Here is a 24,520-nt window from a genome sequence, read left to right on the forward strand (position 1 = left end):
TTTACTGTCGGACTTATAATTATAGGATCCATACGTGAGCTTATAGGTAACGGCAGTATATTCGGGTTCACAATTCTTTCGGATTATTATCCTATGCTGATTATGATACTTCCTCCCGGGGCGTTTTTAGTTGTGGGCAGTATCTTGGCCCTTATTAATTTTTACAAGGACAAGAAAAATGGAATATCATAAAATATCTACTTCACATGTGCCTTCAAGACCGGCCCCAGTTCCTGAGGAGCTGGTTTTCCCGTTACTTTTGCATGCCGGGAAACCGTCTGAAGCCATTGTCAAAAAGGGAGATATAGTTAAGGTCGGACAACTCATTGCCAAAGCTGTATCGGGTATATCGGCAAATGTACATTCCAGTGTGTCGGGCGAAGTTGTTAATATTAAAGATTACCCTCATCCGCTGGGGATGGATTTGCCGGCTATAATTATAAAAAATGATTTCCAGTATACCAAAATTGATGCTGCTCCTCTTCATTCCATAAAAGACGCTACCAAAGAAGATTTGCTCAAAATGATTTTTGATGCCGGCATTGTAGGTATGGGTGGAGCAGCGTTCCCTACTCATATCAAGTTAAATCCTACTAATAAAATCAAAGAGCTGATTATCAACGCCGCGGAATGTGAACCTTATGTTACATCGGACCACCGCACAATTATTGAGCACACAAAAAAAATTTTTATAGGAATTGAAGTAATGCAGAAAATACTGGAACCGGCTATGGTTTATATCGGTATAGAGGATAATAAGCAGGATGCCATCAGAGCCCTGAAAAATTATTCGATTCAATACAAAAATATTCATGTTATCACTCTTCCCACTCAATATCCGCAGGGAGCAGAAAAAATACTTGTACGTCAGGTTACCGGCAAACATGTACCTCATCTGCCTATGGAAGTCGGTGTGGTTGTAGTTAATGTGTCAACCGCGGCTCAGATAGGCATGACTGCTACAAGCGGTTTGCCCCTTATAGAACGCATTGTTACCATTGCCGGAGATTTGCTGGAAAAAAAGCATAATTTGCAAGTCAGGATTGGCACTCCGATTAAATATCTGTTAGCTGAACTTACGCCTGAAAAAATACAAAAAATCAGTCCTTTCAAAATATTGTTCGGCGGACCGATGATGGGCTTAAGTCAGCATAATCTCGACGTTCCTGTTCTCAAGGGCACCACCGGGATATTGATTATGTCTAATGTTGTGGAGCAGGAAAGCACCTGCCTGCGTTGCGGACGCTGTGTGGATAATTGTCCATTGTATTTGATGCCGGTATTTGCTGCGAATAAAGGTATTCAGGCCGCGGAATGTATGGAATGCGGTTTGTGCGCCTACAATTGTCCCAGCAAAATTAATCTGGTTCAGCGCATAAAATTGCAGAAAATTATGCTGGCGCAGAAGGGGAAAAGTAAATGAATGTCATTGTAACGCCGGCTCCGCATATCAGAAGTGAACAAAGTGTGCAAAATGTTATGCTGAATGTGCTTATAGCGTTGATTCCTACAACTCTTGCGGGTGTTTTCTTTTTCGGGCCTCCGGCTCTGGCTGTTATTATTACCTCAGTCCTTTCAGCACTTGCCGTGGAGGCTTTTATTAACTGGATCAAAAAAGAGCCGCTTACCATAACAGATGGCTCAGCAGCTGTTACCGGACTTCTATTAGCCTTGGTATTGCCACCTGTGCTGCCGATATGGATGGTTATTATCGGCAATATAGTTGCCATAGGAATTACCAAACACTTTTTCGGTGGGCTGGGTCATAATATTTTTAATCCTGCACTTGCTGCCAGGCTGTTTCTGGCTGTTTCTTATCCGGTAGCCATGACCACCTGGTACAAAGCCGGCGCATGGTTTCAGCATCTGCCCATTACCACTGCTACACCTTTATCCAAAGGATCGGGCATGGTGTTCAGCAATTTTCAGCTTTTTATGGGTAATGTTCCCGGCTCCATTGGTGAGACTTCAGCATTTGCTATAATTCTCGGAGCTGCCTGGCTTTTTCACAAAAAGATAATCGACTGGAAAATCCCGGCTACATTTCTGGGAATGATTTTTCTGGTCGCTCTGCTGGCTAAACAAGACCCGTTTTTTCATGTTTTTGCCGGAGGAGCCATGATCGGAGCTTTTTTTATGCTTACCGATTATGTAACTTCACCGATTACCAAAATCGGGAGGATAATTTATGGACTTATGACAGGAATATTGGTAATGACTATACGTTTATGGAGCCATATGCCTGAGGGTGTAGCTTTTTCAATAGTGTTGATGAACGGTTTTGTCCCGCTTTTTGACAAGCTGGGAATTTTTCTGCATATCAGCATTTATGAAAGGTTATTCAGAATAAAAAAATGAAAAAAAAGCAGTCAGACAACAGATTAAAATATCTCGCCGGTTATTTGGCAGTTGTTGCTCTTATCAGCGGAGTTATTTTATTAACCGTTCAATTGTTAACCAGACAGGCCATTATTAACCACTCAATCAGAGAAAAGAACGAATCTTTAAGCCTGGTCATGCCTAAAGCAGTTTCTTTTGATCGCTTTGACCTGAACCTGCCATTGGAAAAGCAAACTATTTTTAAGGGTCTGGACCAGAAAAAGGAAACTATAGGCTACGTTTTTGTAGTTTCCGGAAAAGGTTATAGCAGTGTTATAGAAATGCTGGTCGGGATTACAGAAAAGAAAATAACCGGAGTTACCGTACTTTCTCAGGGAGAGACGCCAGGGCTGGGTACGGTTGCTGTTGATAAAAAACCGCTTCCGGGTAGAAGTTTTTCTTTTTTGGCCCAGTTTCAGAACAAAAGTATTCTGGATTCTTTTAAGGCCAAAGAAGATGTGATCGCCATTACCGGAGCCACGATTACTTCTCAAGCTATTTCCGATGCTATCAAACAGGCAGTCAAGATTTATAATAAAATTACATATAAACCTCCAACTGCTGAAGAAATAGCCAGCACGAACAAAGTGTCGGCAGAGGATAGTCCTTTGTTGAAAGCATTGTCAGCGAACGCTGGCGAAGAACTGGATCAAATAATTCAAAGCGGGAATGAGACACAGCAGTGAGCCATACCTCTTTAAAGATTACCGTTGCTGGTATTAGGGGGAAAATCGGAGAGTCCCTGGTTCCGGCAGTTGCCCTGGATTTCGCGGAAATTTTTGGAACTTTGAATAATGGGGGTAAAATTATTCTGGGCACAGATACCCGCCTCAGCACTACTCTGATCAAGTCCGCGGTAATTTCCGGACTTGTAGCGACCGGGTGTGAGATTATAGATATCGGTGTGGTTTCTACTCCCACAACACAGCTCATGGTTAGGCATCTAAAGGCAGCAGGAGGCATTATGATTACAGCTTCACATAATCCAATTATGTGGAACGGTCTCAAATTTATTTCCGGCAAGGGTATTTTTTGGGACGAAAATGAAATGCACAGACTCTTTGATTTTTACCATAAATGGCAAAATGTGAAGAAAAAAGCTGAAACTGTGGAAGACTTGGTCCGCAATGTACATATCAAATATAAAGATATTCAAAACCTGGGAAAAGTAGAAACTTTTCCGGAAGCTGTGAATTTGCATATAGATGAGGTTCTCAAGCAGGTGGATGTTAAATTGATAAAAAAAGCCAAACTGAAAGTGGTTGCAGACTGCTGCAACGGGGCGGGCGCTGTGATGAATCCCTATTTATTTAAAAAGCTCGGTGTAGAGGCAAGCTATATTTTCGATACCCCTGACGGAAGGTTTGAACGCGAACCGGAACCTCTGCCGGAAAACCTGACTGCCTTGAGAAAAGCTGTTATAAAAAATAAAGCAGACATAGGATTCGCGCAGGATGCTGATGCTGACCGTCTGGCAATAGTAAACGAAGATGGCAATCCCATCGGCGAGGACTACACGTTGGTGCTGGTATTAAAATATTTACTTTCCAGACATCCGAATCCAAAAGGCAAGGTGGTAGCTACCAATCTTTCTACAACCAGAGCATTTGACGATGTGGCCAATGAATACAAAGCAAAGATTATTCATACCAAGATCGGGGAAGTTAATGTTTCCAAAGCTCTTATGGACAATGATTCCATATTGGGAGGAGAAGGGAATGGCGGGGTTATTATTCCTTCCATCGGATATGGACGTGATTCTTTTGCCGGTATGGCCTTTGTACTGGAGTATATGGCCAAACGTAATCTGAAAATTTCCGAACTGGTAAAGGAAATTCCTGTTTACAAGTTTGTAAAAAAGAAAAAAGAAGTATCCTCAGCGCAGGACATTGCTAAAATTTTAACCAAAACCAGACAATTATACAGAAACGAAATAATAGACGATACAGATGGTATAAAGGTTATATTAAAAGACTCCTGGCTGCATGTACGGGGCTCTAACACCGAACCCATTGTGCGCTATTTTGCTGAAGCTAAAACGCTGGCAAAAGCCAAAGAGCTAATTGATAACGTGTTTTAGGGACGCTTCATTGGACAAAAAAAGCCTTCGTGAATTAATTTCAAATAAACGGGCCAATCTTTCTCAGGATGAAATTTTACGAAAAAGCAGCGAAGTGCATAAGCATTTATTTAAAGTACTAAAAAGAGTTGATTATCAAACAATAATGCTGTACTGCTCTGTAAAAAATGAGGTTGATACAGGACCTCTGTTACAGCATTACTGGCAGGGAGGTAAAACAGTGCTTTTGCCTGCACTCCAGGACAGGGAAATGATAGTTGTTTCTTGTTCGTCTGCTGAACCTCTCATTCCTGGACCTTATGGAATAAGACAGCCTGTTTGTAAGGCAAACAATCGGCACAACCAGCCCATAGATGTAATAATTATTCCCTGTGTAGCCTGTGACAAGCAAAAGAATCGGCTTGGTTTTGGCAAGGGCTACTACGACAGGTTTTTACAGGATCAGTCTGCTTTAAAAATAGGACTTTGTTACGACTTCCAGTTATTTGAGAAGATTCCGGCTGACAAGCATGATATCCGGTTGGATTTTGTGATTACAGATAAAGAAGTCATTCCCTGAGGGTTTTGAGAGAGGCCTAAATACAGGTCATTGAGCCATCTTAATCTTTACGAAAAAAATAACCATTTGCAAAATGTTCACGAATTTTATATACTTAATAGTACTTGTTCAAATGAGGAGGGACGTATGGCCTTACGCATTGATGAAGAAAAATGTATAGGTTGCGGCGTATGCTGCTCAATGTTGGAAACCGTATTTGAAATGAATGACGATAAGGGGATCGCCATAGTCAAAGACCCTAACGGAGCATCTAAGGAGCAAATACAGGAAGCCATTGACGCATGCCCTGTTGAAGCTATATCTATATAGCCTTTTACCTTTACGTCTTAGGATAAATTGTTTAATATGGATATAAATCCCTTTGAATTTCAATGGGTAAAAAATTGTGTCTAAAAAACAGGTGAATATACATGGAATTTGAACCGACAGACGGATTTGATTTTATACAGAATGAGACTGAAAACCTCTATTCTACAAATTATTTAACTCCGGACGACATACTGGAAATTATAGCTGAGCCTGAAAACAATCTGGATCAGATTGAAACACTCTTAGACCAGGGTGTGGATATTGTTAAGGAAGTTCCTGAGGTTCAGGAAGAACCCGTTGCGGCGGTTGTTGATGTAGCTGAGCCTGCTGAGGACAAAGAAGCCAAGACTTCCGATGTGGTAAAAATGTACCTTAAGGAAATTGGGAAAGTAGACTTGCTTACCCTGGCTAAAGAACAGGACCTGGCTAAAAGAGTCAGTCAGGGTGAAAACCTGGCCAAACAGCATCTTATTGATGCCAATCTTCGTTTGGTTGTGAGTATTGCCAAAAAATATATAGGACGAGGCATGGCCTTTCTGGATTTGATACAGGAGGGCAATATCGGACTTATTCGCGCCGCGGAAAAGTTTGACTACCGCAAAGGCTACAAATTTTCCACCTATGCTACATGGTGGATAAGACAGGCCATTACACGAGCCATTTCCGACCAGTCTCGCACTATAAGAATTCCTGTGCATCTGGGAGAAACCATGAGCAAGCTGCGCAAAGCCAGCCGGGTGCTGATGCAGGATAAGGGACGTAAGCCTACGGAAGAAGAAATCGCAGCTTTTATGGATATGCCCGTAGAAAAAATCAGGGAAATTTTTCGTTCTTCTCTGACACCCATATCCCTGGAAACACCTATCGGAGACGAAGCTGACAGTTCCAAACTGGGCGACTTTGTTAAAGATGAAAAAACAGAGTCTCCGGAAAGCAATTTATTTAGGACACTGTTACGTAAAGATTTGGATGAAATCATGTCCGAGCTCTCGGAACGGGAAAGAATGGTTATAAAATTACGCTTCGGACTGGTTGATGATCGTCCCAGGACACTGGAAGAAGTAGGAAAGGTATATGATGTAACAAGGGAAAGGATACGTCAAATAGAGGCTAAGGCTTTAAAGAAATTAAGACATCCTTCACGCTTGAAAAAACTAAAAGGTTATTTAAACGAGGTTTAATTTGAAAGTTAAACTCAATCTGACACCCAAAGAAAAGCAGATCTTCCTAAAAGAGTTAACTCAGCATATAAATGATATAGAAAATTGTCTGGTAAATCTGGAACAGCAGCATGATACTGTTGCCAATATCGAGCAGTTATTCAGAAGTTTTCATACAATCAAAGGTAATGCCGGCATTGCTGAATATGAAATTTTAAAAAAACTGGCGCATGAAATAGAAAATACCCTCCAGAAATTCCGTAGCAGCAATCAGCCTATACCGGACAATATCGCCGATTTGCTTTTCAAGTCAGTGGATATTATTAAATCGCTTCGTGTTCATGCAGAAAATCCGAAAGATGATATTGATGAGGCTTCAGTTATAGCTTTAATGGAAGAATTCAAGCTGGTAACCGCTGTTAAGGAGCAACCTAAAGAGACAACCGTAACCAGCATGGCTACGCAATTTGATAATAAAAGTACCTCTGTATATGAAGTGCATTTATCTACTGAGGAAATTATGCCCGCCGTACGTTTATTTCAGGTATTGAATGTTTTAACACAAGCCGCTGTCCCTTATGTTTCCAATCCTACCCTGGCCGATATACAGGCGGCTAAAGTGCTTAATCCTTTAAGTATTTATATTGATCAGGCAAATATGGCGTTTTTTACCAAAGAGCTTATTGATCAGATACTATCTGTAGATGGCGTTGTGGCTGTAAAAAAGATTATGCCTGTAAAGACTTATCCCAAGCAGGATAAAGACTCAGTTGCCAATTTGGCCCAGAATACACAGGAGGAACTACAGGACATCCAGATAAATATTAAAAAGCTGGATTCTATAATCAATCTGCTGGGCGAGGTGCTGATCGACAGGAATAAAATCGCTCAGAACATTCTGCTGCTTGAGGAAAAATATACTTTGGACCCCCAGATTGCTGAGCTTTTAGACCTGGTCAATCATCTGGGGAAGATAACTTATAATCTGCAGACAGAGCTTCTGAATATCAGGACAATTCCTTTGAATAATATCGTGGGAAAGTACCCCCGTCTGGTGCGGGAACTGGCCAAAAATCTGGGCAAAAAAGTCCGGCTGGAAATAACCGGTCAGGAAGTGGAACTGGACAGATCTATTCTCAAATATCTCAACGATATGCTTATCCATATGATTAGAAACGCTGTGGACCACGGTATAGAAACACCTGATGAAAGAATGAAACATGATAAAAAAGATACAGGTGTTATAAAGATTGACGCTTTTCAGAAAAACAACAAGGCATATTTTATTATTACAGATGATGGTAAAGGTCTTGACCCGCAAAATATCAGAAAAATAATATTAGAAAAAGGGATGCTGGATACAGACACGGTTAATTCGCTTTCCAACGCTGAGATCATTAAATATATTTGTCAGCCGGGATTTTCTACCAAAAAAGAAGTTTCAGAGTTTTCCGGTCGCGGTGTGGGCATGGATGTTGTGCAGAACACCATTCAGAAACTGGGTGGACAAATGACTATAGAAAGCGAATTGGGCAAGGGAACACAGTTTCGTATAATTTTACCCCTGACTTTGGCTATTGTTCAGGGCCTGGTTACTACTACAAATAACAGAACTTTTATTATACCCATAAGTTATGTGGATGAGGTGGTACGCAGTACGGGCAAAGAAATAAAAGACGTAAACAAAAAGCCTCATTTAATGCTGCGCGGTAATCTCATTCCGTTAATCAACCTGAAGTCTTTGCTCTATAACAAAGAATTTAATATGAAAAATTTAAAGAAACTTTTTATTGTAATTGTAAATTATAATGATCAGCAAACGGGAATTCTGGTAGATAAACTGGTTGGAGAAGAGGAAATAGTAATTAAAAATATTGACTACGCTTCGGATAAATACTATATTATTCATGCAGCAACAATTATGGGGACAGGGGAGATCGGATTAATTCTGGATATTGCCTCATTGCTTGATTACGTGGTCATGAAGAAGAACAAGCAGATTACTCCTCAGGAAAAACCTGCTGAAATAAGCGCATGAAAATACTTATTGTCGATGATTCACCTTTAATAAGAAAAAGACTAAAAGATTTTTTGGAAGATCAGGACTATGATGTGTTTGAGGCGGATAATGGTCTGGATGCCGTGAAGCTTTATAATCAGCATAAACCGGACGTTGCTTTTATGGATATATTAATGCCCAAACTGGATGGCCTCACAGCAATGGCCCAGATTTTAAATGAGCACCCCAAAGCCAAGATTATAATCCTCAGCAGTATGGGGCAGCAGTCCAAGATTATTGAGGCAATTCAAAGCGGAGCCACCGATTTTATTGTGAAACCTTTTGAACCGGGTAAAGTGATCGCAGCCATAGAAAAAGCTTACGCTATTTAACACTTGAAGAGTCTCCAGAGTATTTTCCAACTGCTTTTTTTCTCAACACTACTATCTCAATCTATAATGTTGCTTTTACCCCTGGTCGGTTTGTTCTATTTCAAGAAAATTTTTGCTCCGCAAAAGAAGTATTTCTGGGTCGGCGTATTTATTTCACTGCTTACAGGACTAAAGTTTATTTTTCTAATAAATCCCACACTGAGCCAAATCGGGATTTTTTTCAGCATGCTGGTTTTTATTCTGGTGGAATTAATAGTAAGACAGGGGCTGATATTTTATTTTAAAGATAACCATCTGACCATATCATTACTTTATACTTTTCTCGGTTATCTTTTCATGAAGCTGGCTGCTGTCAGCGCTTTGAATTTTATGACTTTTTTGTCCAATTTGTCTATTTTAACATCAATGAAAACAGCGGCGAATATTGAACTTAATCAGATTGTATTTGCAGGCTGGCCTGTGCATGTTGAAACTGTTTTTAACAGTATACATATTTTATTGTATACACTTCTGCTTTTGTTTTTTCTTATACTTCGACTGGAACCGGCTATGGGAAAGCTTGTAAAACGGCCCATATATCTTGAATTAATAATCATAATTGTTCAGGGTTTATATCTTTATTTTAATTATTTTTTTATATTACACGGCCAAAATATAACTCTGTTCTGGTGTTGGAAGATAATACAACTGGTGGTTCTGGTAAACCTTTTATTATTGGTTTTTGTTTATCTAAAAAAAACATGGGTCATTTATGTTAAACAAGACTGATCTTTTAAATATCCAAATCGCTATACAGGCGCTGAAAAAGGGAGGCATTATCGCCTTGCCTACAGATACGGTTTACGGAATTGCCGCTGACGCAGGTATGGAGGCAGCAATAGAAAAAATCAATCTATTAAAAAAAAGGCCGATGGATAAAAATTATATCCTGCAGGTGGGTTCAATAAATGATGCTGAAAAATTGTGCCGGGAATGGACTCCCCAAATAAAAAAAACAGTAAAAAAATATTGGCCCGGACAAATAACGTTCATTTTTAACAAAAATCCGGAGGTTTCTTACCCTTTTTTAGATGAAACCATTGCCATCCGCATACCTGATCACGAGTTATGTCTTACACTTTTGAAGCTTTATGATAAACCGCTCGTAGTAACCAGTTTGAATATGTCCGGGGAACCTGAAATCTTGCGGGTTGCCGACATTCCCGAACAGATCGGTGAACAACTGGACTATGTTTTGCCGGAACAGGGAGTATTCTCCCAAAAAGCCTCCACGATTGTGGATTTGACCAGATCTTATGCCAGGGTTTTAAGACAGGGGAATGTTATCTTCGAAGCCAACTAATTTTCCCCTTTCCCTTTAATAATGAAAAGAAAGGATTTATAATTAGTAGCAATATCAATAGGGGAGAGTTTATGGAAAAACACGCACTCGAGACCGTAAAAGTCACTGATAATGCCATGGAGCTAATCGATTTCAGACTTGTAAAAAAGAATGACAAAGACAAAATTCAGGAGATGATTTTCGGGATCAATGTTTACAAGGTGAAAGAAGTTATTTTTAAACCTGAACATATTTTTAAGGTCCCATCAGATACCGAATGCCTGGAAGGTATGGTAAACCTCAGAGGCAAAGTAATCCCCGTTATAAATTTACAAAAAAAATTGGGTTATAATACCAATGAATACAATACTGATTATCTGGTGATCACTGAGTTTAATCAGGTTACTTGCGGTTTTATGGTAAACCAGATAAAAAAAATACGTCGGTTTTCCTGGCAGGATATGATTACACCACCACCTGAAATAAGGTCACAGTATGGTGATCTGATAACTTCTATCACTCTTCTGGAAGGTGGAGATATTATGCTGATCCTGGATTTTGAGAAAATAATAGCGGATATGAACGCTGATTATTACAACAATGCAATAGATTGGAGTAAAGTGAAAAAAACCCAGGACTCTCATACCATTATGTGTGTGGATGATTCCAGCGTAGCCAGAAAGATGGCCAAAAAAGCCCTGGAAGAAGCCGGCTACAAAGTAATAGATGCGGTTAACGGTGTAGAAGCTTTACAGATACTGAAATCACTTGCTGAAGAAACCACCAAAAATAATGAAAGTATTCTGAATAAAATCAATGCTATAATTTGTGATATAGAAATGCCCTTAATGGATGGTTTTACATTTACCAAAACTTTAAAGGAAAATCCGGCTTTAAACCCGATTCCGGTGATCTTACATTCATCTTTAAGTCGTACTGTACTTTCCGGAAAAGGGGAGAATGTGGGAGCGATTGATTTCCTTACCAAGTTTAATTCCACGACATTAATCGAGGCAGTCAGTAAAGTTACATGAATATTCTGGTCATTGACGATAAAAAAGATATCCTTTTTCTGGTGAAAACCATTCTGGAAATGGAAAGTTATGATGTAACCACTGTAAATAACGGTGACGAAGGAATCGAGCTTTGTAAGGAAAACGCCTATCCTATTATTTTTTTGGACCTGATGATGGAAGGTAAGGACGGCTTTGCTACACTGAAAGAAATCAGAGAGACCAAGTTAAACAAAAAAGCATATATAATTGCTCTTACCGCCAAGGCCTATGAAAGTGATAAAAAAGAAGTGGTGGAAAAAGGTTTTGACGATCATTTTTCCAAACCTTTTCGCGCCACCGAGATAATTACTAAAGTAAGAAATTGTCTTAAGAAGTAACTCAGTAAAAGTTTGGGTCATCCTGAGCTTGACGAAGGATGACCTTTTTTATTTAATTCATGCTTCCCCTCGTTTTAGCTCGGGGTAAACTGGCTCAGCATGACAAGTCAGTATTAAATCCCGAAAGTTTTACCGCTGAGCTTATAAATATAAGTAAGTATCTCAGCTACTGCCGAGTAAAGTTCTGAAGTTATTGATTCACCGATTTTGCAGCTTTTATAAAGCGCTCTGGCAATGGGTGGATTTTCTATGATCGGCACATTATTGTTACGGGCCAGCTCCTTAATATTTTCTGCAACAAGTCGTGTCCCTTTGGCAACCACCTGTGGTGCCACCATTTTTTTTGCGTCATAACGCAGGGCTACAGCGATGTGAAAGGGATTGGTAACAACCACATCGGCCTTTGGAACTTCAGACATCATGCGATGTCTGGCCATTTCCTGCTGCCGTCTGCGGATCTCTCCTTTGATCAAGGGGTCTCCCTCAGTCCTTTTATACTCCTCCTTAACTTCCTGCTTGCTCATACGCATCTGCTCTTCCAGCGTATAACGCTGAAACAGGTAATCCAGAACGGCAATAACAATAAAAGCTATAATAATTTTAAATAAAATGGCCATAATTATCTGGCATAAAATAAAAAAAGACTGCTGAATATCCAGATTGAAAAAATTGACAATCACCGGGATATTAGTTTTTATTGTCGAATATACCAGATAACCTATAACTGTGACTTTTAACAAATCTTTCACAAGGTTTTCCAGTGAACGTTTGGAAAAAAGATTTTTAAATCCTTTTATGATGTTAAGTTTATTCAAGTTGGGCTTTATCGGTTCCAGAGTGATTATAAAACCAACCTGAAGTAAATTGCCGATGATCACTATTAAAAATATCATTGCCAGGACCGGAATGGTTATTACCAGAATGTGTATGGTAGCCTGGATCATCAGTTTGGTCATATCATCCGGAGTAATGGCAATTTTATTGATATTTATCAGATAATATTTAAAAAAATAAACTATATAGTTGTAAATAAAAGGGCCCGTGAATTTAAAAACAAGATAAGCGGTAAGCAAGATGAGGGCTGTACTTATTTCTATACTTTTGGCTATACTTCCTTTTTTGCGAAATTCTTCACGTTTGCGGGGTGTGGCGTTTTCTGTTTTGGAAGGATCGGCCATAGGCTAGAACGCTCGTAGAAAGAAAACAATATTTTCCAGGGTAATTTGGGGAATTTTGGAAAAATAGTTGCCAAAATAGATGAAGGCTATAAATAAAGCAGCGAACCCTGCAAAAGATTTTAAAGGCATACTGGTTAAAAAAACATTCATTTGTGGAATGCCTTTGGAGATTATTCCCAGGCTGAAATCAATTAAGAAAAGAATGGCAATAATAGGGAAGGCAAGCTGTAGGCCGACTACAAAGGAATAACTTAATATTTTGATAAACGTTTGCGGTAACACCGTGCTGCCAAAGGTTAAGGTGCCAAGCGGGATTAGTTTGAAGCTGTAAAATAGCGCGGTTAAAATATAATGATGACCGTTGAAAACAAGAAAGAGCAGAATAGCGATGATATATTGCAGCTGTCCGATAAGCGATTGTTGTTCTCTGGTCATGGGGTCTATGACACTGGCAATATGCATGCCGGTCATAATATCGATCATGCTGCCGCTAAACTGTACCACAGCAAAGATCAGCAGCGCTATATAGCCGATCATGAGTCCCAGAACAACTTCGGTAAAAATGAGCATCATGTAGGTCAGGGGACTAATATTCTTCATCATCTCCGCGGGATAAGGTAAAAACAACATATAAAATATATAGGCCAGAATAACAGCCATGCCTACTTTGGCCTGGATAGGTATAGTTCGTGTGCCAAAGATAGGAGCTGAAACAAAAATACCCATGACCCTCATTAGGAAAAGAAAATATATAAGCAATTGGGGTATATTAATAATGGGGTAAGTCATGATCTTTTAATCTTTTTAAACCGGCCCATTTAATGAGTAAAAAGTGCGATGCTTGATATTAAACGGACGGTAAAATCCTGTAATATACCGAAAATCCAGCCGCCCATCAGCAACATGATCAGGCCCAGCACAAAGAATTTGGGCACAAAAGTAATTGTCATATCCTGAATTTGGGTTACTGCCTGAATGATAGAAATAAAAATTCCGATAAACAATGAGGAAAGCAAAAAAGGTGCGGTAACCAGAAGTATTATATAGATTGATTCGCGTCCCAGATTTATGATAAAGGTTTCACCCATTATTTATAACTCAAGAGTAAGGAAGCTGCGACAAGGTTCCAGCCGTCCACCAATATAAACAGCAAAATTTTAAAAGGCAGAGAAATCATTATAGGCGGCAGCATCATCATACCCATGGACATAAGGATGGTAGCAACTGCAATATCTACTATTAAAAAAGGAATAAACAGAACAAAACCCATCTGGAAAGCTGTCTTCAACTCGGACAGGATGAAGGAAATAATAAGAACATGTGTGGGAATATCCGCTTTATTCATTGGTTTGATATTGGCGAATTTAACAAATAATAACAAGTCTTTTTTCCGGGTTTGTTTGAACATGAACTCTCTTAACGGATCAAGCCCTTTTTGCAGGGCATCCTGTTGTGAGATTTTGCCCTGGGTGTAAGGTTGGATAGCCTCTCTATTGATTTTGTCAAAAATAGGGGACATGATGAAAAAGGTTAAAAACAGGGCTATACCTACCAGTATTTGAGTAGGTGGTGTTTGCTGGGTACCCAGAGCATTCCTGATAAAGCCCAGGACAATAATAATTCTGGTGAAAGATGTGACCATGATAATAATCGATGGTGCCAGGGACAAAATTGTGAGCACAAGAAGAATTTGTAATGCTGTGTTTAATGACTGCGGGTCATTGGATTGGGTAAGGGCAAAGGTCAGTTTGGGTATGGAAAAATTCATTTGTTGTTCAGTTCCTCAATTTCACCGGAATTTTTAATGATATTTTTTAAAGTATTTTCAAAATGGTCAGGTAGTTTCGTTTTCTTTTTGAAGAAGTTAAGCCCGGACAATGGTCCTGCTTTTTTTTCATCTTCTTCATGTTCGGTTAATATCTGCAAAATTTCTTTCTGTTCTTTAACAGTATCCATAAGCATCAGTTGGTTATTGCTGCTGGCTATCAGATATAGTTTCTTGCTTATTTTTATAAAAAGTATTTTCAGGTTCTGGTTGATAACAACTTCTTTGAGTAAATAACTCTGCGGCTTGGCTTTATTTTTAATAAAAAATTTTAAGACCAGAACAGTCAGATAGATTAATAACAGTACAAGTAATATATTGGTTATAAAGCTGACCGGATTTACTGATACTCCCTGCAAATTACCTGTTGGATATGCAGTTGTGCCGACAGCATTGGGTGTGGGATCCTTAAGAAAATACAAAGGATCGTTACTCATAAGAAATTAAGGTTTTCTTTTTGAATGGGTCAGTATTTCTGTGATACGGATGGCAAAGTTTTCATCAATGACCACTACTTCACCCTTGGCGATTAATTTGCCATTGGCCATTAAATCAACTGGCTCACCCGCAAGCCGATTCAGCTCGACAACAGTACCCAGTCCGAATTCCAGAATATCGGAAATTGATTTTTTTGAACGTCCGAGTTCAACCGTAAGTTCCAGCGGGATATCTTTAATCAGGTCAATGTCCGAAGCTGGAGTGCCGTCTTTTTTGGTGTCTGTAAAAGGCTGGTATTTGAATTCCTCAGCTTTGGCTGAGCTTCTGTTTTCCGCGGATGGAGGGCTTTTGGCAGGAGTAGGGGTTTCTACCGCAGTATTGCCGACACCCATGAACCCCAACAAAGAATCTATCTCGTTTTGACTGATACTAATTGCATCGCCCATAATATCCCCTTTATTACCACTAACCTTATTGTATTATAAAATCGTTGAAATATACGTTCAATACTTTTTCCGATTTTAACACAAAATTACATTTAACCAGAATTGCTTTACGCAAATTGTTTTTCCCTTCGATTGTTTTAATGTCATTAAAAGAATTATTGGATAATATATTAATAATATAATTTCTTAACATAGGTTCACGCTCTTCAATTTCTTTTTTATCTTTTTCACTGTTTACTTCCAGCGCAACCGATACTTTCAAGTAACGCCGGCCACCATAATCTACCAGGTTCACAACAAAATCCCGCAAGGGTATCAGTACGGTAGTTTCTTCCTTTTTAGGATTGGCCTCCTCTTTAGGTATGGGTTTGTTCGTTAAGAAAATAACTGTTGCCAGTGTAATTATGGATATTACAATTAAAAGTACAACTGCTGCTATTATTACAGTTATGATACTTAGCGGTTTTTTGGGTTCAGCCTCTTTGGTATTTTCTTTGTCTTTGTTTTTTTTGTTGTCTTTTTTCCCCTCGTCTTGCTTTTCGGCCATAATGTTTAACTATAACTCATTATTCTCCTTTTTGACAACAATTATGGCAACCCTTCTGTTCTTGGCACGATTCTCCGGGCTGGTGTTGGGAACCAGAGGCTTATATTCTCCGAAACCGGCAATGGAAACTTTGTAGGGTTTTACTTTTCCATAATCAACTAAAAATTTTTCTACAGCCAGGGCTCTGGCTGCCGACAGCTCCCAGTTGGACGCATAAAGACCGTGTACGATAGGAAGATTATCTGTATGTCCTTCTATAACATAGTTAAAACTCAGGTCAGCCAGTATTTCTCCTATTTTGCGTAATGCCGGCAAGCTTTCCGGCTTAAGGTTAGCTTGTCCCGGGCCGAATAATATGCCGTCACTGAGACGAATTTCCATATTACCGTCTTTATTAAAGTTGGCCTGAATGTCTTGCCCCATTTCATTATCTTTGATGAATGACGCGACATCATGCATGGTAGATTCCATTTCCTTTTGATCCACATCACGTTCTGTGGGCATACCTATTCCGGGCATGATAAGCCCTCCGCTCATGTCCGCTACACGCGGTGTGCCGCGACCCAGGGTCAACCTCAAAGACTCAGCAAGTGCGCTGAATTTTTTGGAATCGACCATACTTAACGCGTACAACACAATAAAAAAAGTCAGAAGCAGAGTGATAAGGTCAGCGTAGGTTAAAAGCCAGCGTTCATGATTTGGTGCTTTTTCCGGTTCTTTTTTTTTAGCCATATCTCTATATATTAATTTGGCAGACCATTAAGCCGCCGGTTTTTCAAGTTTCTTTTTGTCAAATTCCATCTGTTCTTTAGATTCCAGGAAGCTTTTAAGCTTTTCCTCTATGAGCATGGTAGTAGCGGCTTCATGCAAAAGAAATAAACCTTCCATAACGAATTGCCGTTCGTACTGTTCGATATGATTATGCGCTTTTAATTTGGCTCCCAGAGGAAGGTAAACAAGATTGGCAAAAGCAACTCCGTATAAGGTAGCAACAAAAGCCAGCGCAATTGATTTACCGAGTTCGGCAGGATTAGCCAGGTTGCTCAGAACGGAGATTAAGCCCATAACCGTTCCTACAACACCCATGGTCGGCGAGTAGCCGCCGGCGGATTCCAGTATTTCAATAGCGGTTTTATGTCTGGTACCGGTCAGTTCCGAATCCAGCTCCAGAATATTTCTCAAAGTTTGCTGTTCGACACCGTCTACAATGAGCCTTAATCCCTTTTTTAAAAAGGGGTCTTCAATACTGTCCAGTTCTTTATCCAGGCTCAAAACGCCTTCTTTACGGATTTTTGCCGAGAGTTTTTTGAACGTATCTATATATTCTTCCAGATTTTTTTTCTCTAACTTGAAAACGATTTTTAGAGCTTTGGGAAGATGTTTTATTTCTTCAAAGGGAAAAGATACTCCCACTGCGCCAATGGTCCCCCCAAATACAATCATGGCAGCAGTGGGAGCAAGAAGGGCAAGAATATTACCGCCTTCAATCAGAAAGGCAGTGATCAGAAAAACAAACCCGAAGAGTAAGAATACTATTGTTGATTTTTGCATAGCAATTTATGAGTCATTTCCAGAGTTTATAAAGCCAAAACCCCGGAATGTATCCGGGGTGGTATGGTTGTTAATAAGCATTATGCTTTACTCCGCATCAGATGTTACCTCTTCATGTTAACCAGTGTCTGCAGCATGTCATCGCCGGTAGTAATTACTTTTGAATTTGCCTGAAAACCTCTTTCATAAATAATCATATTGGCAAATTCCTGAGCAACGTCTACGTTGGACATTTCCAAAGTACCTGCTGATAATGAACCTCGGCCGCCAGTGTTTGCGGCACCTACCTGAGCTGCTCCTGAGTTGTTGGAAGATATAAACATACTGTCTGATACTTTCAGGAGACCACCGGGGTTATTAAAAGCAGCAACGGCCAGTTGCCCGAGCTTCTGGTTTAAACCGTTGGTATAAATACCCAGAATTTCACCGTTGGAGTCGATACTATAGGTGGACAGAGCGCCGTTCGGATAACCGTCTTGTTTGATATGGACCATGGTTGACGGGTCTGCGTATTGTGTTACTTCAGTGAAATCAGGAGTAATTGACAGCGAGCTGGCACCACCCTGAGCACCGACAGATATTGTTCCGCTATTTGCGCCAGATTGGATCGTACCGTTACTATCAAAAGTTAAGGTTCCGGAACCGGTGGTATCAACCCCTGATGCTGTCCATGTCCAGGTATTGTTTGCCGTACGGTTCAAGGTAAGTGTAACAGTATGTTCATTACCCAAGGAATCGTAAACAGATGTTGATACTGTATGGTCTGTGGCTTGAACAGTATTTACAACAAATGAACCGGTTTTAAATCCATCGGTTTGCGCTATGATATTTATACCATCAAGTCCTGTAATGGTAGCATCACCGTTGCTGAATGACAGATCTACTTTGTGTGTTCCTCCACCATCTTCTTCCTGAAAGTAGTGGGTTACAGAAGCAGCCGTTGAGGTTTTTCCTAATTCGGATTTATCAGTCGACCAGTTTCCTACATTGGAAAAGAAGAGATCGGCAATACCGTCATGAGAGGCAGGATTATCATTATCTGCGATTTTTACATAACCGGCTGTATCATGGGAATTATCGCCGATATAAAGTTTACCTGACTTGTTTAATCCCATAAATACCGCATTTGCACCTGTGCCATATTGAGCTTGTGACCAGGTATTAAAAGCAGTGATTAAACCGGTTACTGTGGTGGCACCAGTAACTCCAGCTGCTGAAAGATCGAATGTTTGATTGGCTCCGTTAACAGTTACAACCAGATCATTGGTATTATCCAGACCTGTCAATGTATCTGTAAGTGCAAGTCCTGTCTTGGCTCCAACAGTTTTGGCATGCGCTGCCCATTTTCCGTTTCCTGTACCGAAGACATTGGCTGCTATACCGTTGGTTGTGAGATCGTCATCTTCAACATATACATTGGAGCTTAAACCTGCTACGTTTTGGGAAATTTTTACAGCATTATTGGATAGCTCTGCTGTAACCCCGGTAACCTGTGAGTTTATTGCTGATATCAGTTCGTTTACCGAGCTGTTTACACCATTACTTAGTGTAATACCATGAGCAACTCCGTTTACAACGACTTTAAAAGTGCTAAGGTCTGTTACCCCCAAAGCTGATAAAGTTTCAGTACCATTCAACGAATTACGTTCTCCCAAATGGGTTTCAGCCTGAACACTTACATAGTGAGTTCCTACAACATCGGTTATAGGAAAAGGTGTCGTATTGGTTTCATCCATGGCAGTAGTACTTCCTGAATACTTACCATAGACGCGTTCTACATTGGCCGAGTTTCCTGCAGCCAGTTTAGGAGTACCTAACATATCAGAAGTGGAATCCAGATTGTGCGCGTACTGGATTTTTGTACTGGCATTGGCGTTGATGGTTTGGCCTACCGGAATGGTAATGCCGGAAATTGAAGAGTTCCTGTCTATTTCACCTGTACTGGTTGCTTGCCAGCCCATAACTTTCATGCCGTTGGCATGTACCATAGTACCGTTGGCGTCAAAGGAGAATGAACCTGCTCTTGTAAAGGTGGTATTGCTTCCGTCACTCAGAATGAAGAAGCCGTTCCCCTGTATTGCCAGGTCACTCATGGTACCTGTAGATTGCAGGTTGCCTTGTGAATGCGATACATCGATTGCTGAAGTGCCCACACCTAATCCGACTTGTATCGGGTTGGTACCGCCTCTGCCGCTGTCAATAGGTGTTGACGCACCACGGATTGTTTGGCTTAACAGATCATTAAACTGAATACGTGAACTTTTGTAACCGACTGTGTTTACGTTGGATATATTGTTACCGATTACATCCAGTCCGATTTGATGGTTACGGAGACCGGATAAACCAGAGAACATGGATCGTAACATATTTTGCCCTCCTTAATTTGCTGGTTCCCTACAGGAGGACCAACCAGCATTTTTCTACAAAATTTTATTTACCTAACTAATAATCGCGCTATCAATATTGGTAATCACTTGCTCTTTCATGGAACTTTTATCCATAGCCGTTACCACGGTCCGATTGGCAATGCTCACTACCAGAGCCAAATCGTCCACAAGAACCAGTGAATCCCGCGAACCTTTTTCCGATGCCTTATCTATGGCTGACGTAATACGTTGTAAATCGTCTTTTGAGATTTCGATATTTCTTTTTTGTAACCTGGCAATAGCATGATTGGAAAAATGGACAATATTATTTTCGTCTGAAAGTCCAAGTTTTTGTTTGAATTCTTCCCGGAACTTGCTCTCAGCGATCTTGCGGTCGCTTTGCACCTCGACGCGCTGGCCGATTTGTTCCGATTGAATTCGTTGTATGTCCTGACTGAATTTGTCCAAGTTGTTCATGCTAGCTTACTCACACCTCCTTCCGTTAATTATTTTATTAATAAACCACATCTATATTTGCCAGGGATATTTCTTTTGAGGAAACAGTGCCCCACAAACTGCTTAACGCTGTCGGCATCTCGTCTGAACTTGAATAGCCCAGTGCTGATGCATAGGCGTCCAGAGAAGAAATAGAAGAATTAAACTGCAATGTATCTGTGCTTTGAGAAGCTGATGTAAATAAAATATCTTTGAAACTATCGTAGTTTAGCGAAGAATCGCTAAAAGCTTTTATTGTTTTTGCTTTATCCGCGGTATAATCTCCTGATGGCATGAGAAGTGTATATTTGCCGGAAAGAAATTTTACTCCACCTATAACACCGGTAGATTGTATGCCTGTATCAGGGTCTGTAGTAACTACTGTTTTTCCGATAAGAGAATATGCCTGTCCGCCTTCCAGGCTTTGCTGCATATTCTGCATGGACTCCAGAGAACTGAACTGGGCCAGCTGAGCTACGAAACTTTCGTTATTCATGGGAGACATTGGGTCCTGATACTTGAGCTGGGTAACGAGCAATTGCAAAAACTCGTCTTTACCCATATCATTAGTTTTTTTTGTTGTGGACGCAACCGAGTTAAAGGCGTTGGTCTGAACTTGTGTTGCACTGCTTGCCATTTGTTTTCCTCCTTCAGGCTATTGAATTTAGAGCCCCGTTATAATAATCATCTGACAAAGAGGGGTCATTCGGGTTTATTCCTGCTACGTTATTAGATTTTCCCAGATCAAACCCTGACCTGTTCTTTGTATCCTGTTCCAATAAATTATTGAATGACTGCCCATTGCTACCCTGTGTGTTAACCTCGACTGATATGGCAGCCAAATGTCCGTTTTGGGCCAGAGCGTCCTTCAACTGATTGAAATTACTTTCCAGAATTGATTTAACTACATCACTGTTAACCTGAAATTTGGCTGTAAGCAATGATGCTTCCTGTGCAGAATTTGTGTGCTCTCTGGTCAGGCTAACCTTTATATCGCCGAGTTCACGGGGATGAAGTTGCAGAGTCAGTTCGGTCTGTCCTTTTAATTTGGTGAGTGTAACAAAATTTTTGAATTGATTAATAACTTGATATTGCTTTTCTATATTGGCTATTCTTTCAGTATTGGGAGTAAAAGGTTTGGCTGTCTGAACAGGTTCTTTGGGTTGAGATAACTCTTTTTGCAGAGATTGAATAAAATCTTCGCTTTTTTCATTATTCTGCGGAGCTGAAAGTGTTTTTTCTTTCCATTTAAATACAAGCTCTTTACTTACCTCATCTTTATCCTTAAGAAAAGTAATTTTGATATTTGTTTTATTTGCCTCATCATTCATAGATATTCCCTGAAAAGTTATTTCATTTTCTTTCGCTGTTTCGATATTTACATTTTTTTCAGGTTTCTGGATAGCTATGGGTTCCGTAATCATAACGGTTTTTACTGTATCCTTTTGCTTATAATCAAGAATTTTGCCATCCATAGCAGTTAACAGTTCTTCAAATTTTTCCTGCAGGTTTTGCACAAATTCTTTTATAGAAGTTTTATCAGTTCCTGACTGTGAAGAAATATCTGTTGAATTTGTCTGTACAGTGAGGTCGCTGAGTGATTGTAAAAGAGAATTAAGATCATCCTGTTGTTGTCCGGCCGAGCTATTCGTATTACCGGTTTTGGCATTATCAGTATTTTGAGCAACTTTTTCTGTCCCCTGTTTTTTTATGCCTGTATCCGCAGACTCTGTTTTAATATCATTGGGTGCGAATTTATCTTTCAGGGTTTGGAGCTGGGTATGAACGGTATTTAATAAATCTTCAATGGAACTGATGTCTTTTTGGTCCAGTTGCGGTTTTATTTCTTTGGAAAGCAAAGATATTTTCAGGTTAAGTTTGAGGACCAATTCTTTGCTTTCTTCATCATTTGCCGGCAGGTATTGATCCAGCTTGGTCAAAAGCATCTGCATTTGATGCAGTATGGATAAGAGTTTCTTATAGGTGAGAGAATCTACATCTGTTTTTGAATCTGATTTTTCCGGCTTGTCGGTTTTAGAGGTTTTTTGAAAAATCAGGGATAATAAGTTGGTTGCTTTGGATTTGTTGTCTACAGATTCCTCTATTAATTTACTTAATTTTTCCAGCATTTTTTCTTCATTTGTATCTGTTTTCCCCATAGATGTTTTTGTCGAACCATCTGTATTGGTAGATGTAACAGCTTCTGTCCCTCCGTTTATTTGTTGCTTGAGTTGTTGAACGTAGCGCACATTTTCTCTGGATGCCAGCATATTATTCTCTAATTGAGGTGTGTCGCTTTGTTTTATATCTGCTAGTTCCGGCTGCTGGAACTGGTCTTTAAGGATCATAGAAAACTGGTCACTGCCTATTGAATCGGCAAAAAAACTTTTGTCCGAAAGAATATTTTCCATCTGTATGTTCGAAAACGATACAGCTTGCATAGGTCCCCCCCTTTAGTAAAAGCACTGACACTCACAAAATATGCGAGAGTCGCTTCCCTAATATGTAATATTCTTCCGTGAAAAACCCCTGTACAAAATCCCTGTTGTACTTAATATATTACTTATTAATTTAAAAATGTAAAGGGGGGTGGGCTAAAAAAATATTTTTTATCATTAAATTTTTATTCCATTTATTATAAACTATAGGTTAGTGAATGTTGAGAAATTTTAGAATAAACGGATAACAAAATGCCCGAAGAGAATAAAAAACCAAATAAACCGGAAGAGAATAAAAAAGAGGGTAATCCAGCTCCTCCCAGAGAAAGACCGCAAAGACCGGTTGAAGATGAGATAGAAACATCAGTAAGCAAAGTGAATCTGCGTGAAGAAATATCCAGGATCACTATTAAGACGCTTACATATATTGCTGCCCTGCTGATTTTCTTTTTGTTATTTTATCTTATATTAGCCAATCTGGCTTTTTTTGGAATTATTCCAAAACGCGTGGCTTATAATCTTCCTGTTATCGGGCATTATGTCAGAAAAATTGTCTCTACTGAGAAACGTATCCAATGGGCTAAAGAACTTTTGGAAGACAAAAAACAGATGAAAAAAGTAGGCGAACTGAATATTGATATAACCGAAGAAAGTGATATTGAAGGCGCCATATCGAAAACTCCTTTTTTGAATAAACTGAGAGTGATAAAAAATCGGGTCAAAAACAGAGAATTCGCGGAAGTCTGGATTGATAATGTTTTGGCTATGCAGATTTATGTGGGTATAGGTACCAATACAGCTTATGAAAGGGCCAAGTATATAGTGCAAAAAATAAACGAGCAACTGAATAGAAAAGCTAATTTTAATGAACTGCTGCCTGTTATACAGGATGATGAGTACAGAGCGTTGCTTGGTACAACAGAACTTTTTAAAGTACGCAAGGAAGATGGTATTTTTTATAATATGGATTCAAAGAAGCTATTATATCAGTGGGTTAATAATGTACGTGTGGCCCTGGGCGCTACGTTATTGGAAGAACCCAAATTTTTAGTAGAAGAAAAAGAAGCTCCGCCCGAGACAAAAAATGCTAATGCACCAGTAGCTAAAACAATAACGGAACAACCCAAAATTGTTGAAGCAAAAAAGCCGGTAGCGCCTGAAAAGCAACCGGAAATTCAGCAGAAAACCGAGATAACAAAGAATGAAGAAACAGAAGCTGCCAAAAAAGAGGAATATATTAAGAAGCTGAAAGCTGTAGCCGCGGTTTGTGAAAAAATGGATCTGGAAGCTTTAATTCAGGTTTTTGATAAAATGAATAAAAAGGAAGCTGAGGAAATACTGCTCAAGCTCAGTAATAAAAAATTAACCAAATTATTCACTGGCTTGCCTCCGCAGCAGGTAGCTATCTATCAGCGAGAACTAACCAGCGGGAAATTAACCGAAGAGCCTGAAAAGAACTTCAAACAACTTGTTCCGGTCTGGGAAAAATTACCACCAGAAGAGACTTTGGCTATATTCGCCTTTTTGAAAGATGATGAAAAAAGGAAAATTATGGGTAGCCTGACCGTGAAGAAAAAGTCGCGTCTTTTGTCTACAATGCAAACAGATGATGCCACAAAATTTTTGAAAGAATTAAAGAAGTAG

Annotated in this window: 27 protein-coding genes and 1 pseudogene; 15 read left to right on the plus strand and 13 right to left on the minus strand. The window is 39.7% G+C overall.

Annotation, left to right across the window (positions count from 1 at the left end):
- The 14 genes from PHV30_06035 to PHV30_06100 form a co-directional block, all read left to right on the plus strand.
- The coding region (locus tag PHV30_06035; GenBank protein MDD5456576.1) for an Rnf-Nqr domain containing protein at positions 1 to 192 on the plus strand (192 nt) is incomplete at its 5' end.
- Positions 179 to 1,423, plus strand: coding sequence for an electron transport complex subunit RsxC (gene rsxC / locus PHV30_06040; protein ID MDD5456577.1), 1,245 nt, complete (start codon positions 179 to 181; stop codon positions 1,421 to 1,423). The genes PHV30_06035 and rsxC, both read left to right, overlap by 14 nt.
- Entirely contained in the window at positions 1,420 to 2,358 is a 939-nt protein-coding gene (locus PHV30_06045) for an RnfABCDGE type electron transport complex subunit D (protein ID MDD5456578.1), read from the plus strand. The genes rsxC and PHV30_06045 overlap by 4 nt, the downstream gene beginning before the upstream one ends.
- Entirely contained in the window at positions 2,355 to 3,065 is a 711-nt protein-coding gene (locus PHV30_06050) for an FMN-binding protein (protein MDD5456579.1), read from the plus strand. The genes PHV30_06045 and PHV30_06050 overlap by 4 nt, the downstream gene beginning before the upstream one ends.
- A complete protein-coding gene (locus PHV30_06055; protein ID MDD5456580.1) occupies positions 3,062 to 4,459 on the plus strand; it encodes a phosphoglucosamine mutase in 1,398 nt (465 codons plus the stop codon). Before PHV30_06050 ends, PHV30_06055 begins: the two co-directional genes overlap by 4 nt.
- Positions 4,460 to 4,469: 10 nt before the next feature.
- The gene (locus tag PHV30_06060) at positions 4,470 to 5,018 is read left to right on the plus strand and encodes a 5-formyltetrahydrofolate cyclo-ligase (protein ID MDD5456581.1); all 549 of its coding nucleotides are present in this window, start codon (positions 4,470 to 4,472) and stop codon (positions 5,016 to 5,018) included.
- 126 nt (positions 5,019 to 5,144) lie between these two features.
- Complete coding sequence (locus tag PHV30_06065) at positions 5,145 to 5,327, plus strand: ferredoxin (protein ID MDD5456582.1); 183 nt, start codon at positions 5,145 to 5,147, stop codon at positions 5,325 to 5,327.
- A gap of 101 nt (positions 5,328 to 5,428) precedes the next feature.
- Positions 5,429 to 6,508, plus strand: a complete 1,080-nt coding sequence (gene rpoD, locus PHV30_06070) for an RNA polymerase sigma factor RpoD (GenBank protein ID MDD5456583.1) — start codon at positions 5,429 to 5,431, stop codon at positions 6,506 to 6,508.
- Between the two features lies 1 nt (position 6,509).
- Entirely contained in the window at positions 6,510 to 8,525 is a 2,016-nt protein-coding gene (locus tag PHV30_06075) for a chemotaxis protein CheA (GenBank protein MDD5456584.1), read from the plus strand.
- Entirely contained in the window at positions 8,522 to 8,878 is a 357-nt protein-coding gene (locus PHV30_06080) for a response regulator (GenBank protein ID MDD5456585.1), read from the plus strand. Before PHV30_06075 ends, PHV30_06080 begins: the two co-directional genes overlap by 4 nt.
- Before the next feature lie 66 nt (positions 8,879 to 8,944).
- Entirely contained in the window at positions 8,945 to 9,646 is a 702-nt protein-coding gene (locus PHV30_06085; GenBank protein ID MDD5456586.1) for a hypothetical protein, read from the plus strand.
- Positions 9,630 to 10,220, plus strand: a complete 591-nt coding sequence (locus PHV30_06090) for an L-threonylcarbamoyladenylate synthase (protein ID MDD5456587.1) — start codon at positions 9,630 to 9,632, stop codon at positions 10,218 to 10,220. Before PHV30_06085 ends, PHV30_06090 begins: the two co-directional genes overlap by 17 nt.
- Before the next feature lie 71 nt (positions 10,221 to 10,291).
- Positions 10,292 to 11,233, plus strand: a complete 942-nt coding sequence (locus PHV30_06095; protein MDD5456588.1) for a chemotaxis protein — start codon at positions 10,292 to 10,294, stop codon at positions 11,231 to 11,233.
- Entirely contained in the window at positions 11,230 to 11,592 is a 363-nt protein-coding gene (locus PHV30_06100; protein ID MDD5456589.1) for a response regulator, read from the plus strand. Before PHV30_06095 ends, PHV30_06100 begins: the two co-directional genes overlap by 4 nt.
- Before the next feature lie 113 nt (positions 11,593 to 11,705).
- Here the strand turns inward: PHV30_06100 and flhB are convergent, their stop codons facing one another.
- The 13 genes and pseudogenes from flhB to PHV30_06165 form a co-directional block, all read right to left on the minus strand.
- The gene (gene flhB, locus PHV30_06105) at positions 11,706 to 12,770 is read right to left on the minus strand and encodes a flagellar biosynthesis protein FlhB (GenBank protein MDD5456590.1); all 1,065 of its coding nucleotides are present in this window, start codon (positions 12,768 to 12,770) and stop codon (positions 11,706 to 11,708) included.
- A gap of 3 nt (positions 12,771 to 12,773) precedes the next feature.
- On the minus strand, positions 12,774 to 13,559 hold the full coding sequence (gene fliR, locus PHV30_06110; GenBank protein MDD5456591.1) for a flagellar biosynthetic protein FliR: 786 nt from the start codon (positions 13,557 to 13,559) through the stop codon (positions 12,774 to 12,776).
- Positions 13,560 to 13,588: 29 nt separating this feature from the next.
- A complete protein-coding gene (locus PHV30_06115) occupies positions 13,589 to 13,858 on the minus strand; it encodes a flagellar biosynthetic protein FliQ (GenBank protein ID MDD5456592.1) in 270 nt (89 codons plus the stop codon).
- Positions 13,858 to 14,538 carry a flagellar type III secretion system pore protein FliP gene (gene fliP, locus PHV30_06120; protein MDD5456593.1) on the minus strand — a complete coding sequence of 227 codons (681 nt, stop codon included), beginning with the start codon at positions 14,536 to 14,538 and terminating at the stop codon, positions 13,858 to 13,860. The genes PHV30_06115 and fliP overlap by 1 nt, the downstream gene beginning before the upstream one ends.
- Positions 14,535 to 15,032: a hypothetical protein gene (locus tag PHV30_06125; protein ID MDD5456594.1), complete on the minus strand. Its 498-nt coding sequence runs from the start codon at positions 15,030 to 15,032 to the stop codon at positions 14,535 to 14,537. The genes fliP and PHV30_06125 overlap by 4 nt, the downstream gene beginning before the upstream one ends.
- A 6-nt stretch (positions 15,033 to 15,038) precedes the next feature.
- Positions 15,039 to 15,284, minus strand: a pseudogene (gene fliN, locus PHV30_06130) (flagellar motor switch protein FliN).
- 220 nt (positions 15,285 to 15,504) lie between these two features.
- Complete coding sequence (locus PHV30_06135; protein MDD5456595.1) at positions 15,505 to 16,026, minus strand: flagellar basal body-associated FliL family protein; 522 nt, start codon at positions 16,024 to 16,026, stop codon at positions 15,505 to 15,507.
- A gap of 9 nt (positions 16,027 to 16,035) precedes the next feature.
- Positions 16,036 to 16,758: a flagellar motor protein MotB gene (locus tag PHV30_06140; protein MDD5456596.1), complete on the minus strand. Its 723-nt coding sequence runs from the start codon at positions 16,756 to 16,758 to the stop codon at positions 16,036 to 16,038.
- Between the two features lie 27 nt (positions 16,759 to 16,785).
- Complete coding sequence (locus PHV30_06145) at positions 16,786 to 17,577, minus strand: flagellar motor protein (GenBank protein MDD5456597.1); 792 nt, start codon at positions 17,575 to 17,577, stop codon at positions 16,786 to 16,788.
- 104 nt (positions 17,578 to 17,681) lie between these two features.
- Positions 17,682 to 19,943, minus strand: a complete 2,262-nt coding sequence (locus PHV30_06150; GenBank protein ID MDD5456598.1) for a flagellar hook-basal body complex protein — start codon at positions 19,941 to 19,943, stop codon at positions 17,682 to 17,684.
- A 72-nt stretch (positions 19,944 to 20,015) separates the two neighbouring features.
- On the minus strand, positions 20,016 to 20,420 hold the full coding sequence (locus PHV30_06155; GenBank protein MDD5456599.1) for a hypothetical protein: 405 nt from the start codon (positions 20,418 to 20,420) through the stop codon (positions 20,016 to 20,018).
- Between the two features lie 37 nt (positions 20,421 to 20,457).
- Positions 20,458 to 21,075: a flagellar hook capping FlgD N-terminal domain-containing protein gene (locus PHV30_06160; protein MDD5456600.1), complete on the minus strand. Its 618-nt coding sequence runs from the start codon at positions 21,073 to 21,075 to the stop codon at positions 20,458 to 20,460.
- A gap of 13 nt (positions 21,076 to 21,088) precedes the next feature.
- Positions 21,089 to 22,879, minus strand: a complete 1,791-nt coding sequence (locus tag PHV30_06165; GenBank protein ID MDD5456601.1) for a flagellar hook-length control protein FliK — start codon at positions 22,877 to 22,879, stop codon at positions 21,089 to 21,091.
- Between the two features lie 249 nt (positions 22,880 to 23,128).
- On the opposite strand from PHV30_06165, the gene PHV30_06170 reads away from it, so the two are divergent.
- Positions 23,129 to 24,520, plus strand: coding sequence for a hypothetical protein (locus tag PHV30_06170; GenBank protein MDD5456602.1), 1,392 nt, complete (start codon positions 23,129 to 23,131; stop codon positions 24,518 to 24,520).

This window comes from Candidatus Margulisiibacteriota bacterium (genome assembly GCA_028715625.1).
In the GTDB taxonomy this organism is placed as follows: domain Bacteria; phylum Margulisbacteria; class Riflemargulisbacteria; order GWF2-35-9; family GWF2-35-9; genus JAQURL01.